12 protein-coding genes are annotated in these 15,768 nt (G+C 72.7%); 2 read left to right on the forward strand and 10 right to left on the reverse strand.

Going from position 1 to position 15,768, the window contains the following annotated elements:
• Positions 1-117 precede the first annotated feature (117 nt).
• The 9 genes from ACZ38L_RS00910 to ACZ38L_RS00950 form a co-directional block, all read right to left on the reverse strand.
• Positions 118-1,014: a CDP-alcohol phosphatidyltransferase family protein gene (locus ACZ38L_RS00910; RefSeq protein WP_396560296.1), complete on the reverse strand. Its 897-nt coding sequence runs from the start codon at positions 1,012-1,014 to the stop codon at positions 118-120.
• Positions 1,001-1,693, reverse strand: coding sequence for a phosphatidylserine decarboxylase (locus tag ACZ38L_RS00915; protein WP_465687905.1), 693 nt, complete (start codon positions 1,691-1,693; stop codon positions 1,001-1,003). Before ACZ38L_RS00915 ends, ACZ38L_RS00910 begins: the two co-directional genes overlap by 14 nt.
• A gap of 442 nt (positions 1,694-2,135) precedes the next feature.
• A complete protein-coding gene (locus tag ACZ38L_RS00920) occupies positions 2,136-3,338 on the reverse strand; it encodes an acyl-CoA dehydrogenase family protein (RefSeq protein ID WP_465687907.1) in 1,203 nt (400 codons plus the stop codon).
• Positions 3,339-3,456: 118 nt separating this feature from the next.
• Complete coding sequence (locus tag ACZ38L_RS00925; protein WP_465687909.1) at positions 3,457-3,960, reverse strand: MaoC family dehydratase; 504 nt, start codon at positions 3,958-3,960, stop codon at positions 3,457-3,459.
• A gap of 13 nt (positions 3,961-3,973) precedes the next feature.
• The gene (locus tag ACZ38L_RS00930; protein WP_465687911.1) at positions 3,974-4,936 is read right to left on the reverse strand and encodes an HpcH/HpaI aldolase/citrate lyase family protein; all 963 of its coding nucleotides are present in this window, start codon (positions 4,934-4,936) and stop codon (positions 3,974-3,976) included.
• Between the two features lie 9 nt (positions 4,937-4,945).
• The gene (locus ACZ38L_RS00935; RefSeq protein WP_465687913.1) at positions 4,946-6,976 is read right to left on the reverse strand and encodes a protein meaA; all 2,031 of its coding nucleotides are present in this window, start codon (positions 6,974-6,976) and stop codon (positions 4,946-4,948) included.
• Complete coding sequence (gene ccrA, locus ACZ38L_RS00940) at positions 6,976-8,313, reverse strand: crotonyl-CoA carboxylase/reductase (RefSeq protein WP_465687915.1); 1,338 nt, start codon at positions 8,311-8,313, stop codon at positions 6,976-6,978. Before ccrA ends, ACZ38L_RS00935 begins: the two co-directional genes overlap by 1 nt.
• A 330-nt stretch (positions 8,314-8,643) precedes the next feature.
• Complete coding sequence (locus ACZ38L_RS00945; RefSeq protein ID WP_396560310.1) at positions 8,644-9,579, reverse strand: TetR family transcriptional regulator; 936 nt, start codon at positions 9,577-9,579, stop codon at positions 8,644-8,646.
• 179 nt (positions 9,580-9,758) lie between these two features.
• Positions 9,759-11,534: a 3-hydroxyacyl-CoA dehydrogenase family protein gene (locus ACZ38L_RS00950; RefSeq protein WP_465687918.1), complete on the reverse strand. Its 1,776-nt coding sequence runs from the start codon at positions 11,532-11,534 to the stop codon at positions 9,759-9,761.
• Between the two features lie 464 nt (positions 11,535-11,998).
• On the opposite strand from ACZ38L_RS00950, the gene ACZ38L_RS00955 reads away from it, so the two are divergent.
• Together ACZ38L_RS00955 and ACZ38L_RS00960 are read left to right on the forward strand one after the other, a co-directional pair.
• Positions 11,999-13,408 (forward strand): type I glutamate--ammonia ligase, encoded by a 1,410-nt coding sequence (locus ACZ38L_RS00955; RefSeq protein WP_465687920.1) that lies wholly within the window; start codon positions 11,999-12,001, stop codon positions 13,406-13,408.
• Positions 13,409-13,412: 4 nt separating this feature from the next.
• The gene (locus tag ACZ38L_RS00960; protein ID WP_465687922.1) at positions 13,413-14,570 is read left to right on the forward strand and encodes an amidohydrolase family protein; all 1,158 of its coding nucleotides are present in this window, start codon (positions 13,413-13,415) and stop codon (positions 14,568-14,570) included.
• 193 nt (positions 14,571-14,763) lie between these two features.
• Here ACZ38L_RS00960 and ACZ38L_RS00965 read toward each other — a convergent pair whose 3' ends face one another.
• Complete coding sequence (locus tag ACZ38L_RS00965) at positions 14,764-15,654, reverse strand: HipA family kinase (RefSeq protein WP_465687924.1); 891 nt, start codon at positions 15,652-15,654, stop codon at positions 14,764-14,766.
• Positions 15,655-15,768: the final 114 nt, after the last annotated feature.

The raw sequence follows: 15,768 nt of genomic DNA on the forward strand, positions 1-15,768 counted from the left end.
TACCGCCCCCCCCCCCCCCCCACCCCCCCCCCCCCCCCCACACCCCCCCCCCCCCCCCCCCCCCCCCCCCCCCCCCCCCCCCCCCCCCCCCCCCCCCCGGGGCCGTCTCCGGGCGGCTCAGCAGCCGCGCGACTCCGCCCGGCGGGCCCGCACGTCGCCGACCTTCTGGCCGACCTTGCGGCGGATCACCAGCAGCGGGGCCATCGCCGCCAGCGCGATCTGCGCGACGGCGCCGATGTGCATCAGCACGTCGCCGCCCGGCAGTCCGGCGGCCCAGGCGGCCAGGCAGCCGATCGAGACCACGATCCAGGCCAGCGTGGCGGTGGCCAGCAGGCCCTGCGGCTTGGGGTACTCGACCTGGCTGACCATCAGGTACGCCACGCCGAAGATCGCCACCAGACCGGCCAGGAACGGCGGGTCCAGCAGCACGATCGCGATCACCGTCATCGCGCCCATCGGGCAGGGCATGCCCTGGAACACCCCGGGCCGCATCTTGACGGCCGAGAAGCGGGCCAGCCGCAGCACCACCGCCAGCAGCACGGTCAGCGCGATGAACGCCGAGAGCCCCTGGTTGCTGCCGGGCGAGACGATGCCCCAGACCGCGACGAAGTAGGCCGGCGCGATGCCGAAGCTGATCAGGTCGGCCAGGTTGTCCAGCTCCGCGCCCAGCGCCGAGGAGCGCAGCTTGCGGGCCACCAGGCCGTCGAACAGGTCGCACATCGAACCGAGCAGCAGCAGGGTCACCGCGGTGGCCGCGCCGTGCCGGACCATGCCGCCGCCGGAGCCGTCCCCGGTGCCGGTGATGTGCGGGATGAGCATGTTGGTGGTGATCGAGTAGATCGCCAGGAAGCCGCAGACGGCGTTGCCGAGGGTCAGGAAGTCGGCCGTGGACAGCGCCTGCGGCGAGCGCGGCGCCCGCAGCTCGCGGTCGCGCGCCCAGCGGCGCCGGCGCAGCTCGGTCTCCTCCGCCGACTCGCTCAGGCCGACCAGCGTCTCGGGATCAGTCACGGTCAAGGCGTGTCACCCCCGCGGTGGTCTTCTGGCCGACCTCGACGCCGACGTCGACGCCGGGCGGCAGGTAGGTGTCGACGCGCGAGCCGAACCGGATCAGGCCGATCCGCTCGCCCTGCTCGACCTTGGTGCCGGCGACCGTGTAGGGCACGATGCGGCGCGCCACGGCACCGGCGATCTGCACCATCTCGATGTCGCCCAGCTCGGTGTCGAAGTGCCAGACCACCCGCTCGTTGCGGTCGCTGTCCTTGTTGAACGCGGGCACGAAGCCACCGGGGACGTGCTCGACCGAGGTCACCGTGCCGGGCAGCGGGGCGCGGTTCACGTGCACGTTGATCGGGCTCATGAAGATCGCGACCCGGGTCCGGCCGTCCGGCCAGGCGTCGATGCTCTGCACCACTCCGTCGGCCGGCGAGATCACTCTGCCGGCGCCGATCTCACGCTCGGGGTCGCGGAAGAACCACAGCATGCCCGCGCTGAGCGCGCAGGCCGGGACCGCGGCCAGCGCCCACTTGCCGTTCCGCTTGGTGAGAGCGGTGGTCAGGGCGGCGGTGGCCAGGGTCGGGACGAACCAGGGAGTGGCTCCGCGCGCGATGGTCACGCGGGGTCGCCGACCGGGCGTCTCGGGAGCGAGGGCATCGCGCTCCGTGACGGAGGAGTGAGGGGACGGGCTGATGGGCATCGAAGACCTTTGTCGCGGGGGATCATGGCGCCGCTGCACGGGGGCCACCGCGGGGATCGGGTGATAAGGGGACAGCTGCTGTCCCGGTGGATGCTATCGGGAGCAGGTGGTGGGTGGGCAACCCGCCTGCTCGTTCAACTGTCCGCTGCCGTGCCGGAGCGCACGCGCTATGTATACGACCGTAGCCGCCGGTTCTCCGGTTCCCAAGGCTCTGGTCAAGATCCGTGAGTCTTGTCTCAGCCCTGCCGGTGATCTTCAGGTGCGCATGGGCGCGGCCGCAGGGCGCGTGCACCGTGGCACGAGCCCTGCGGCCTCCCCTTCCCACGTCCGCGGGGCCTTCCCTGCCCGCGCGGACGTCCCCCCCGCCGGCGCGGGCCCGGTCTCCCCACCGGGCCCTCCGGCCCACCGCCCGGCCCCCTTCCCGGACCAGGACGGCGGTGGTCTACTCGGCGATCCGGTACTCCTCCAGCAGCCGGCGGCCGACGATCATCTTCTGGATCTCCGCGGTGCCCTCGCCGATCAGCAGCATCGGGGCCTCCCGGTAGAGCCGCTCGATCTCGTACTCCTTGGAGAAGCCGTAGCCGCCGTGGATCCGGAAGGCGTCCTCGACGACCTCCTTGCAGTACTCGGAGGCGAGGTACTTGGCCATCCCGGCCTCCAGGTCGTTCCGCTCGCCGCCGTCCTTCTTGCGGGCGGCCATCACCATCATCTGGTGCGCGGCCTCGACCTTGGTGGCCATCTCGGCCAGCTTGAACTGGATCGCCTGGTGCTCGGAGATCTTCTTGCCGAAGGTCGAGCGCTGCTGGGCGTAGGAGATGCCGAGCTCGAAGGCGCGCCGGGCGACACCGCAGCCGCGCGCGGCCACGTTGACCCGGCCGACCTCGACGCCGTCCATCATCTGGTAGAAGCCCTTGCCGGGGACGCCGCCGAGGATCCGGTCGGCCGGGACCCGGACGTCCTGGAGCACCAGCTCGGTGGTGTCGACGCCCTTGTAGCCCATCTTCTCGATCTTGCCGGGCACGGTCAGGCCCGGGACGGTCGGGTTGGGGCCGAAGCCGGGGGTCTTCTCGACCAGGAAGGTGGTCATGTTGCGGTACGGGGTGGCCGCGCCCTCGTCGGTCTTGCAGAGCACCGCGACCAGGGTGGAGGTGCCACCGTTGGTCAGCCACATCTTCTGGCCGTTGAGGACGTACTCGTCGCCGTCCCGGACGCCCTTGGTGCTGATCGCCGACACGTCGGAGCCGAGGCCCGGCTCGGACATCGAGAAGGCGCCGCGGATCTCGCCGGCCGCCATCCGGGGCAGGAAGTACTCCTTCTGCTCCTGGGTGCCGTGCGCGTTGATCATGTGCGCGACGATGAAGTGGGTGTTGACGATGCCGGAGACCGACATCCAGCCGCGGGCGATCTCCTCGACCACCAGGGCGTAGGTGAGCAGCGACTCGCCGAGGCCGCCGAACTCCTCGGGGATGGTCAGGCCGAACAGGCCGAGCTGCTTCATCCCCTCCACGATCTGGGTCGGGTACTCGTCCCGGTGCTCCAGCTCGGTGGCGACCGGGATGATCTCCTTGTCGACAAAGTCCCGCACGGTGGCGAGGATGTCCCGCTGGATCTCGGTGAGGCCGTCGGTCTGTGCGAGGCGTCCCATCGTGCGGCTGCCTTTCTGTACTGGGGGTGGAGGGGTTCGGGGGCTCCGCGGAGCGTGACTTCCGCGGAGCCCCCGGGACCGGGAGGAGCCGATGACGGCGGCTCCGCCCGGAGTCTCTTCAGGAGAGCGGGGTCGGACGGCCGGGCTGCTCCCCGCCGCGCTCCTCGGTGTAGGTGGCGGTCGGCACCATCACCTTGCGGCGGAAGACGCAGACGACCGTGCCGTCCTGCTTGTAGCCCTTGGTCTCGACGTGGACGATGCCCCGGTCGTCCTTGGACTTGGAGGGCCACTTGTCGAGCACGGTGGTCTCGCCGTAGAGGGTGTCGCCGTGGAAGGTCGGCGCGATGTGCCGCAGCGACTCGATCTCCAGGTTGGCGATCGCCTTGCCGGAGACGTCCGGGACGGACATGCCCAGCAGCAGCGAGTAGATGTAGTTGCCCACCACCACGTTCTTGCCGAAGTCGGTGGTCCGCTCGGCGTAGTTGCTGTCCATGTGCAGCGGGTGGTGGTTCATGGTCAGTAGACAGAAGAGATGATCGTCATATTCAGTGACGGTCTTTCCGGGCCAGTGCTTGTAGACCGCGCCGACCTCGAACTCTTCGTACGTGCGCCCGAACTGCATTTCCGGTCTCTCCTCAGGCCTGCGGGGGTTCGAACTTCGAGGTGCGCTCCAGCCCGGCGGCCCGGCCCTTGCCCGCGATGACCAGCGCCATCTTGCGGGACGCCTCGTCGATCATCTCGTCGCCGAGCATCGCCGAACCCTTGGCACCGCCCGCCTCCGAGGTGCACCACTCGTAGGCGTCCAGGATCAGCTCGGCGTGGTCGTAGTCCTCCTGCGAGGGCGAGAAGATCTCGTTCGCGGCGGCGACCTGGTCCGGGTGCAGCACCCACTTGCCGTCGAAGCCCAGCGCGGCGGCCCGGCCGGCCACCTCGCGGTAGCCCTCCTGGTTGCGGATCTGCAGGTACGGGCCGTCGATCGCCTGCAGGTCGTGGGTGCGGGCGGCCATCAGGATCCGCATCAGGATGTAGTGGTAGGCGTCCGCCGGGTAGCCGGGCGGCTGCTGACCGACCACCAGGGTCTTCATGTTGATCGAGGCCATGAAGTCGGCCGGGCCGAAGATGATGGTCTCCAGCCGCGGCGAGGCGGCGGCGATCTCGTCGACGTTGACCAGGCCCTTGGCGTTCTCGATCTGCGCCTCGATGCCGATCCGGCCGACCTCGAAGCCCATGGTCTTCTCGATCTGGGTCAGCAGCAGGTCCAGCGCCTTGACCTGGGTGGCGTCCTGCACCTTGGGCAGCATGATGCAGTCCAGGTTCGGGCCGGCGCCCTCGACGACGGTGATCACGTCGCGGTAGGTCCAGTGGGTGGTCCAGTCGTTGACCCGGACGACCTTGGTCTTCTTGCCCCAGTCCCCGTTGTTCAGCGCGTCGACGATGTTGTGCCGGGCGCTCTCCTTGACCAGCGGGGCACAGGCGTCCTCCAGGTCGAGGAAGACCTGGTCCGCGGGCAGGCCCTGGGCCTTCTCCAGGAAGCGGGGGTTGCTCCCGGGCACGGCCAGACAGGAGCGGCGCGGGCGGAGGCGGTTCACGGTAGTCATGGGGGTGTGTCAGTTCCTTCCAGGGGCGGTGGCGGTGGACGCCCACGGCTGAAGCCGGTTGGCCAGCCGGATCTCGTCCACGATCCGGCCGATGATGGTGGTGATGCCGAAGTCCTTCGGGGTGAACACGGCGGCGACCCCCGCGGCCCGCAGGACCTCGGCGTCCGCAGCCGGGATGATGCCACCCACGATCACTGGCACATCCTCCACCCCGGCCCGGCGCAGCCGTTGCAGCACGTCCGGGACCAGCTCGGGGTGCGCGCCGGAGAGGATCGACAGGCCGACGCAGTGCACGTCCTCGGCCACCGCGGCCGAGACGATCTGCTCGGGCGTCAGCCGGATGCCCTGGTAGACGACCTCGAAGCCGGCGTCCCGGGCCCGCACCGCGATCTGCTCGGCACCGTTGGAGTGGCCGTCCAGACCCGGCTTGCCGACCAGCAGCCGCAGCTTGCCGGCGCCCAGCTCGGCGGCGGTCGCGGCCACCGCCTCGCGCACCTGGGCCAGTTCGCCGCCCGGCTCGGCGGCCACCGCGACCGGCGCGCCGCCGACCCCGGTGGGCGCCCGGTACTCGCCGAACACCTCGCGCAGCGCGAAGGACCACTCGCCGGTGGTCACGCCGGCCCGGGCACACTCCAGGGTGGCCGGCACCAGGTTGGCGTCCGTCCGGGCGACCTCCTTCAGCCGCTCCAGCGCGGTCTGCGCGCCGACCTCGTCCCGTCCGTCCTTCCAGCGCCGCAGGCCGTCCAGCACCGCCTGCTCGGCGGCCGGGTCGACCACCATGATCGCGGCGTCCAGGTCGGCGGTGAGCGGGCTCTCCTCGGTGGTGTCGAAGCAGTTCACCCCGACGATCCGGTCCTCGCCGGACTCGATCCGGGCCCGCCGCTCGGCGTGCGAGGCGACCAGCGCGGACTTCAGGTAGCCCGACTCGACCGCCGCGATCACCCCGCCCATCTCCAGCACTTTGGCGATCTCCGCCTCCGCGCCGGCCAGCAGCTCGGCGGTCTTGGCCTCGACCACCACGGAGCCGGTGAACAGGTCGCCGTACTCCAGCAGGTCCGACTCGTAGGCCAGCACCTGCTGGATCCGCAGCGACCACTGCTGGTCCCAGGGCCGGGGCAGGCCCAGTGCCTCGTTCCAGGCGGGCAGCTGGACGGCCCGGGCGCGGGCGTCCTTGGAGAGCGTGACGGCCAGCATCTCCAGCACGATCCGCTGGACGTTGTTCTCCGGCTGCGCCTCGGTCAGGCCGAGCGAGTTGACCTGGACGCCGTAGCGGAACCGGCGCTGCTTGACGTCCTCGATGCCGTAGCGCTCCCGGGTGACCTTCTCCCAGAGCCGGGTGAAGGCGCGCATCTTGCACATCTCCTCGACGAACCGGACGCCCGCGTTCACGAAGAACGAGATCCGCCCGACCACCTCGCCCATCCGCTCCGGCGGCACCTGGCCGGAGTCGCGCACCGCGTCCAGCACGGCGATCGCGGTGCTCATCGCGAAGGCGATCTCCTGCACCGGGGTGGCCCCGGCCTCCTGCAGGTGGTAGCTGCAGATGTTGATCGGGTTCCACTTCGGGAGGTGGCCGACCGTGTAGGCGATCATGTCGGTGATCAGGCGGACCGAGGGGCCGGGCGGGAAGACGTGGGTCCCGCGCGACAGGTACTCCTTGACGATGTCGTTCTGGGTGGTGCCGGTGAGCTTGGCGATGTCCGCGCCCTGTTCCTCGGCGACCACCTGGTACAGCGCCAGCAGCCACATCGCGGTGGCGTTGATGGTCATCGAGGTGTTGGTCCGTTCGAGCGGGATGCCGTCGAACAGGGTGCGCATGTCGCCGAGGTGGCCGACCGGCACGCCGACCCGGCCGACCTCGCCGCGGGCCAGCACGTGGTCCGCGTCGTAGCCGGTCTGGGTGGGCAGGTCGAAGGCGACCGAGAGGCCGGTCTGGCCCTTGGCGAGGTTGCGCCGGTAGAGCGCGTTGGAGTCGCTCGCCGTGGAGTGACCGGCGTACGTCCGCATCAGCCAGGGGCGGTCCTTCTGACGTTCGGTCATCAGATGTTCCTGAAGCGGTTGATGGCGTCGAGGTGGGTGGCCCGCAGCTCCGCGTCGCGCACGCCCAGGCCCTCCTGGGGAGCCAGGCAGAGCACGCCCACCTTGCCCTGGTGCGTGTTGTGGTGCACGTCCAGCGCGGCCTGGCCGGTCTGCTCCAGCGGGTAGACCTTGGAGAGCGTCGGGTGGATCTTGCCCTTGGCGATCAGCCGGTTGGCCTCCCAGGCCTCGCGGTAGTTGGCGAAGTGCGAGCCGACGATCCGCTTGAGCGACATCCACAGGTACCGGTTGTCGTACTGGTGCATGTAGCCGGAGGTGGAGGCGCAGGTGACGATGGTGCCGCCCTTGCGGGTCACGTAGACCGAGGCGCCGAAGGTCTCCCGGCCCGGGTGCTCGAAGACGATGTCCACGTCCTCGCCGCCGGTCAGCTCGCGGATCCGCCCGCCGAAGCGCTTCCACTCGCGGGGGTCCTGGGTGTTCTCGTCCTTCCAGAACCGGTAGCCCTCGGCGCTGCGGTCGATGATCGCCTCGGCGCCCATCGTCCGGCAGATCTGCGCCTTCTGCTCGCTGGAGACCACGCAGATCGGGGTGGCGCCGCCGGCCAGCGCGTACTGGGTGGCGTACGAGCCGAGGCCGCCGCTGGCGCCCCAGATCAGCACGTTGTCGCCCTGCTTCATGCCGGCGCCGTTGCGGCTGACCAGCTGGCGGTAGGCGGTGGAGTTGACCAGACCGGGGGAGGCGGCCTCCTCCCAGGTGAGGTGGGCCGGCTTGGGCATCAGCTGGTTGGTCTTCACCAGTGCCAGCTGGGCCAGGCCGCCGAAGTTGGTCTCGAAGCCCCAGATCCGCTGCTCCGGGTCCATCATCGTGTCGTCGTGGCCGTCCGGGGACTCCAGCTCGACCGAGAGGCAGTGCGCGACCACCTCGTCGCCCGGCTTCCAGGCGTTGACGCCGGCGCCGGTGCGCAGCACCACGCCCGCCAGGTCCGAGCCGAGCACGTGGTACGGCAGGTCGTGCCGCTTGGTGAGCGGGGAGAGCCGGCCGTAGCGCTCCAGGAAGCCGAAGGTGGAGACCGGCTCGAAGATCGAGCTCCACACGGTGTTGTAGTTCACCGCGCTGGCCATCACGGCCACCAGGGCCTCGCCCGGGCCGAGTTCGGGCAGCGCGACGTCCTCCAGGTGGAGCGACTTGCGCGGGTCCTTGTCGCGGCTCTGCAGGCCGGCGAACATCTGCTCCTCGTCCTTGTGGAGCGTCACCGCCCGGTAGGACTCCGGCAGCTTGAGCGCGGCGAAGTCCGCCGAGGTGCTGTCGCCACTGAGGATCGCGTCGAGGATTTCGTTCATGGCTGCCTCCGAAGGCGTACCTGTGTGAGGGCACAGGGCGTCTGGGGGAGCCGGGAGCGGACACCGGCTTCGCTGAGGGGGTTGTCGGGTGGTCTTCGTCCCCGAGGTTGGGGGGACACCGGACTACGGCGCGCCGAGGTGGGGAGCCGCGGCGCCGCGACTGGCGAGTAACAAACTACTGGCACCCTGTGCCACTCGTAAAGACACTGCGTGCCAGGAATTCCGCCCGGCTCCGGTGGGGGTGGGTGGGGTCCGCCGGGCTACTCCGGGGTAGCCGAAGGGCCCGTCCCGGAAGTCGGAACGGGCCCTCTGACCTGCCGTTATCTTGGCCTACTCAGCGGCCAGCGCGGCCTTGATACTGTCCAGTACCAGGTCCAGTGGGGCGTCGGTACGGGCCACTGTGATGAGCACCTCACCGCCTGGCGTGGCACTCAGTGCGCTCGCGGCAGACGGCTCCTGTGCCGTCACGACCTCCCCAATGGCACCGGGTGTCACGACAGTGCCACGCCGTCGCACGCCGCGCGGCGGGGTGGCCCAGAAGGTGCCCCGGATCACCTCGAAGGAGTGGTCCAGCTGTGCCTCCACGTCGCCGTGCCCGCCGGCCCGCAGCCAGCGCCGCAGCACGTGGTTGTGGGCGGCCACCACCGCGGCCGCCGACACCTCGGCGAGCATCGAGTCGTCGTCCCCGCCGTGCTGCCAGCCGGGCGGGATCGCGGCGACCCGGTCGCGCTCCGCGCCCCGCTCGTCCCGCGCCCCTTCCGCCGCCGTCCCGACGGCCGCCTCGAACCGGCCCAGCAGATAGCGGGTGAACAGCCGCTCGTAGCGGGCCACCACGGCGATCTCCCGCTCGCGCAGCGCCGGCACCTGGCGGATCAGCTGGTACCGGGCCACCGAGACCCCGGGCGTGGAGGCGTACATCCGCAGCACCTCCTTGATGCCCCGGCAGACCACGTCCAGCGGGTGCTCCTCCGGCTCGGCGCTGGCCAGCAGGTCGGCCACCCGGACCAGGGTGTCGTCGTGGTCCGGGAAGATCGCCTCCTCCTTGGATCGGAAGTACCGGAAGAACGTCCGCCGGGCCACGCCGGCGGCCGCCGCGATCTGATCGACCGTCGTCTCCTCGTAGCCCTGGCCGGCGAACAGCTCCATCGCCGCGGTGGCCAGATCCTGGCGCATCTGCTGGCGCTGGGCGGCGGCCCGGCGGCTGCCCGGCCCCTCGGCGGCCGGACGTGCGGCGTCGTGCTCGGCGGAAGACTGTTCCCGATCCATGCCCGGAACGCTACACGGCCGGGCGGCCGGGCTCGGCGCGGTCACCGGCATCGGCCGGCGAACGGCCGTGACCGGGCCGCCGACCGCCGGGCGGGGCCAGCGGGACGAGACCGTCCCGGGGCTCCAGGCCGGCCGCGGTGGCAGGCCCGGCGGCGGTACCGCTCTGCGCTCACCGCCGCTCATCGGCGGGCGTGGTCGCGGAAGCCGCGGCCGGTCTTGCGGCCCAGGCAGCCGGCCGCGACCAGGTGCTCCAGCAGCGGCGCCGCGGCCAGTCCCGGCTCGCGGAACTCCTGGTGCAGCACCCGCTCGATGGTCAGTGACACGTCCAGGCCGACCACGTCCAGCAGCTCGAACGGGCCCATCGGGTAGCCGCAGCCGAGCTTCATCGCGGTGTCGATGTCGTCCACCGTCGCGTAGTGCTCCTCCAGCATCCGCACCGCGTCGTTCAGGTACGGGAAGAGCAGCGCGTTCACGATGAAGCCGGCCCGGTCCCCGCACTCCACCGGGTGCTTGCGGACCGCCGCGCACAGTTCCAGCACGGTCGCGGTGACGTCCGGCGCGGTCAGCACCGTGGAGACCACCTCGACCAGCTTCATCGCGGGCGCCGGGTTGAAGAAGTGCATCCCGATCACGTCCTGCGGGCGCGAGGTGGCACTGGCGCAGCTGATCACCGGCAGGCTGGAGGTGGTGGTGGCGAGCACCGCACCCGGCTTGCAGACCTTGTCCAGGACGGCGAACAGCTCGCGCTTCACCGCCAGGTCCTCGGTGACCGCCTCCAGTACCAGGTCCGCCTCGGCCAGCGCGGTGACCTGCGCGGACGGCGTCACCAGGGCCAGCGCGGCGGTGCGCTGGCCGTCGGTCAGCCGGCCCTTCTCCACCGAGCGGTCCAGCGAGCGGGCGAGCTGGGCGTGCGCCCGGTCGGCCTTCTCCTGGGTCCGGGCCAGCAGCGTGACCTGGAGGCCGGCCTTGGCCAGCACCTCGGCGATCCCGATCGCCATCGTGCCGGAGCCACAGACCCCGACGCCGTGCACCGGCCGGCCGGCCGGCCTCGGCGCGGCCACCGCCTCGGCGGTCGGCACCACCTTCGAGGAGCCCGGCGCCTCGTAGCCGTAGAAGCCGCGGCCGGTCTTGCGGCCCAGCAGGCCGGCCGCGACCAGCTGGCCGAGGATCGGCGCCGGCGCGTGCAACCGGTCCCGGGACTGCTGGTACATCGCCTCCAGGACGGTGCGCGCGGTGTCGATGCCGATCAGGTCGAGCAGGGCGAGCGGGCCCATCGGCAGGCCGCAGCCGAGCCGCATCGCGGCGTCGATGTCCTCACGGGTCGCGTAGCGCGACTCGTACATCGCGGCGGCCTGGTTGAGGTAGGCGAAGAGCAGGCCGTTCACCACGAAGCCGGCCCGGTCGCCGGCCGCCACCGGCTCCTTTCCCAGTGCGCGGGCGAAGTCGGCGGCCTGCGCCGCGATCTGAGGATCGGTCAGCACCGTGCGGACCACCTCGACCAGCTTCATCGCGTGCACCGGGTTGAAGAAGTGCAGGCCCAGCACCCGCTCGGGGCGGCCGGTCGCGGCGGCGATCCGGGTCACCGAGAGGGAGGTGGTGCCGGTGGCCAGCACGGTCCGCGGCGGGCAGATCCGGTCCAGCTCGGCGAAGAGCTCGCGCTTGAGCTCCAGTTGCTCGGGGATCTCCTCGATCACCAGGTCGGCCTCGGCGGCGGCGTCCAGCTGGTCGCCGACGGTGATCAGGGCGAGCAGCGCGGCGCGCTCCTCGGAGGTGAGCCGCGCGCGGGCCACCGCGTGCGCGGTGGCCTCCTCGATCCGGGCCAGCGCCCGGCCGGCGTTGGCGCCGTCGGCCTCGATGCCGATCACCCGGCGGCCACTGCGGGCCACGGCGACGGCGATGCCGGCGCCCATGGTGCCCAGGCCGACCACGGCGACGGTGGGGAAGGGACGCTCCATGTGTCCTGACTCCTAGTCACAGGTCCCGCGGGCGCGCTCCGGGCGCGTCAGGGCGCCAGGAGGAGGGTTCGCGCCCGCGGGCGGAAAGGGATGACGGGGGCGGTGGGCGTCCGCGAGGCCGGTCCGCTCCGGCCGTGCCGCGGAGATGCCAAGCGCGAGGGGTGAGGAGGCGGTCCTGGGGGCTGGTCGCCCCGGACCGGGAAAAGTCGCGTGCCGTCCGTCCGTGCGAGGGCACGCGGCCGGCGCCCCGCTGGTGCGGCTCCCGAGGCCCAGCGTGGTGCGTGCCGGTCACTGTAGCGAAGTTACCGCGAGGTAGGAAGGGGGTGTGCGGGGTCGCGAGGTGCTTCCGGAGCGCTTCTCGGTGGCACCGGCGTGGTCCGGGCGGGCAGGCGTCAGCATGGTGCCAACGAGACCACTCGTTGGGGGAGTTCCGTCGGCGAACGAGGGCGGGCAGCATGGATCGTATGAGTACCACCGTCACTGAGCAGCAGGTTCCGGATCTCCCGCCGACCGCCGACGCCCGGGCCGAGCGGGCCGCGCGGGCGAGGGTCGCCGCTGCGCGGCTCAGTGCCGAGGGGGTCGACGGCGTCGTCCTCGGCTGGGTCGACAACGCCGGCCTCAGCCGGGTCAAGACCGTCCCGGTCCGCCGGCTGGAGCAGGCCGCCGCCTGGGGCGTCGGCGCCGCCCCCTGCTTCGACGTCTTCCTGGTCGACGACTCGATCACGGACAGCCGCTGGATCGGCGGCCCGGCCGGCGATCTGCGGCTGATCCCCGATCTGGACCGGCTGGTCCGGCTGGCGGGCCAGCCCGGGTGGGCCTGGGCCCCGGCCGACCGGTTCGCGCAGGACGGCACGCCGCATCCGGGTTGCCAGCGCCGGTTCGCCCGGCGGATGGTCGCGGCGGCCCGGCAGCGCGGCCTGGAGCTGAAGGCCGGGATCGAGGTGGAGTTCGTGCTCGCGCTGGCCGGCCCGCCGGCCGAGCCGCCGGCCTACCCGACCTCCGGCCCGGCCTACGGGATGCACCGGCTCACCGACCTCTCGGACTGCCTGCGTGAGCTGCTCCGCGCGCTCGACGAACAGGGTCTGGCCGTCCTCCAGCTCCATCCCGAGTACGCGCCGGGCCAGTTCGAGGTCTCGGTCGCCGCCGAGGGGCCGGTCGGGGCCGCCGACACCACCGTGCTGGTCCGGCAGACGATCCGCGCCGTGGCCGCCCGGAACGGCCTGCGGGTCTCGTTCGCCCCCGTGGTCGAGCCCGGCGGCGTCGGCAACGGCGGCCATCTGCACCTCTCGCTCTGGCGCGACGAGCAGAACCTCGGCCAGGGCGGCCCCGGGCCGTACGGGCTGACGGCCGAGGGGGAGTCCTTCCTGGCCGGTGTGCTGGCCGAGCTGCCCGCCTTGCTCGCGCTGGGCGCCCCGAGCGTGGCGAGCTATCTGCGGCTGGTCCCGCAGCACTGGGCCGGGGCCTACCAGTGCTGGGGGCTGGAGAACCGCGAGGCCGCGCTGCGGCTGATCCCCGGCCCGCCCGACGAGGGGCCCGGGGCGGCCAACGCCGAGGTCAAGTGCTTCGACGCGACGGCCAACCCCTACCTCGCGGTGGGCGGGGCGATCGCCGCCGGTCTGGCCGGCCTGGACGCCCGGCGGGCGTTGCCGCCCGAGGTGCCCGGCGAACCGTCCGCGCTGCCCGAGGGGGCCGTCGCGCGCCTCCCGGCCAGCCTCGCGGAGGCGCTGAGCGCGTACGAGACGTCCGGCGTGCTGCGCGAGGCGCTCGGCGAGCCGCTGTACGAGGCCGTCCGCGCGGTCCGCCAGGGCGAGTTGACGCTGTTCGCCGACCGCTCCGCGCAGGAGATCGCCGAGGCCACCCGCTGGCGCTACTGACGCCGTGACCGCCACACCGCCTCTCCTTCCTCCCCCCTCTCCCGGCCTGCTGGACCACCACTGCCACAGCGTCACCGTCGCCGAGTTGGACGACGCCGCCTTCGCGTCCCTGCTCACCGAGTCCGACCGACCGCCGGCGGCTGGCACCGACCCCTTCGACAGCGCCCTCGGGCTGGCGGTGCGCCGCTGGTGCCCGCCGGCCCTCGGCCTGCCCGCGCACGCCTCGGCCGCCGACTACCTGGCCCGCCGCCGTGCCCTGGGCGCGCGGGAGGCGACCCGGCGGCTGCTCCGGGCCGCCGGGCTCTCCGCCCTGCTGGTCGACACCGGTCTGACCAGCGCCGCGGGCCGGCCGATGCTGCCGCTCAGCGAACTCGCCGAACTGGGCGGCGCCGCGGTCCGGGAGGTGGTCCGGCTGGAGTCCGTCGCCGAGCGGCTCGCCGCCCACGCCCCCGCCGCCGCCGACTGGCCCTGCGCGGTGCGCGACGCGCTGACCACCGCACTCGGCCAGGCCGTCGGGGCCAAGTCCGTCCTCGCCTACCGCACCGGCCTCGACCCGGCCGCCCTGGCCGAGCGGCCCGACCGTGCCGAGACGGTCCGCGCCGCGGGCATCTGGCTGGCCGGCTCCACCGGACGGCTGGCCGAGCCGGTGCTGCTCCGCCACCTGCTCTGGACCGCCGTGGACCTCTGCGCGCAGCGCACCCCGCCGCTCCCGCTGCAACTGCACACCGGCTTCGGTGATCCCGACCTGACCCTGCACCGGGCCGATCCCTCGCTGCTCACCGGCTTCATCCGCGCGGTCGAACCGACCGGCGTCCCGCTGGTCCTGCTGCACGGCTACCCGTACCACCGCCAGGCCGGCTGGCTCGCCCAGGTCTTCCCGCACGTCTACACCGACACCGGGCTGACCCTCTCCCACCTCGGCCCGCGCGCCGTCGACATCCTCGGCGAGCTGCTGGAACTCGCCCCCTTCGGCAAGGTCCTGTTCTCCACCGACGGCTACGGCCTGCCCGAACTCCACCTCACCGGCGCCGCCCAGTTCCGCCACGCCCTGGCCAGCCTCCTCACCGCCTGGCAGGCCGCCTCCAGCTGCACTCCGGCCGACGCCGCCCACCTCACGGCCCTGCTCGGCGCCACCAACGCCGAGCGCCTGTACGCCGTCTGACCCGCCCCGGCCGCACCTTCCCAACCGCCCCCTGCCGGCACCCCGTCCCGGAGGTCGCGCCGCCCGACCTCCCCGTCCGCGGCTCGCCCCCGCGCGCTCGCCGGCGCCGCACCGGTACTCACCACGCTCCTGGGGCACCGCGGTGAAAGCCGTCGGACGGCCGGCGGGTCGCGGACCGGCCGGGTGGTGGCGGTCAGCCGGCGCCTCTCCCGTGCAGGTCCGGCACGTGTTGGAGCCAGGCGGGGCGCGCGGCCTGGGTACGGGCGGTGCGGGCGGCCTCGGCGGCGCGGAGTTGCTCGTCGGTGGCGAAGGCCTGCGGCAGCCAGGCGGCCGAGGTGGCGGCCCGGGCGGCGAGGTGGGAGACGTACGCCTCGCGGTGGTCGGCCAGGTCGGGGAAGGCCGGCTCGTCGGCGAGCCACTCGTCCGGGACCAGTGCGACCACCTCGCGCAGCAGCCCGGCCGTCACCCGCGGTGCCAGCTCGGCGTCCGCGGCGCGCACGTCGGGGTGGTAGCCGCCGAGGGCGTGGGCGCTGAGGTCGTACGGCTTCGCCACCGCGCCGGCGGCGCCGCTCCAGCGGTGGTGGAAGACCAGGGCCGCGCCGTTGTCGATCAGCCAGAGCCGGCGGTGCCAGGTCATCAGGTTCGGGTTGGCCCGGGTGCGGTCGACGTTGGCGGTCAGCGCGTCCAGCCAGACCACCCGCCCCGCCTCCAGCGGGCCGACCGCCGCCGGGCCGGCACCCGGCCGGCCCGCGGTGGGCGGGGTGAAGTCGTGGGCACCGGGCAGGTAGTCCATCCCCAGGTTGAGCCCGGCGCTGGCCCGCAGCAGGTCCTGGATCTCCGGGTCCTCCTCGTGCGCGGCGACCGCCGGGTCGAAGTCGACCAGCACCAGCTCCGGCACCCGCAGCCCGAGCCGCCGGGCCAGCTCACCGACGATCACCTCGGCCACCAGCGCCTTGCGGCCCTGTGCGGCCCCGGTGAACTTGACCACGTAGGTGCCCAGGTCATCCGTCTCGACGATGCCCGGCACCGAGCCGCCCCTGCGCAACGGGTCGAGATAGCGCAGCGCCCTCACCTGGTTCAGCACACCGGCCACCCTACGACGCGGTCCCGGGCGACGGACCCGGCCCGGTCGTGGACGCTGTCGCGGGTGCCCGGCGGGGATGTGGTTGGCTTGCCCCGTCGTACCACCCCACACCCC

This window comes from Kitasatospora sp. NPDC024654, from assembly GCF_055559155.1.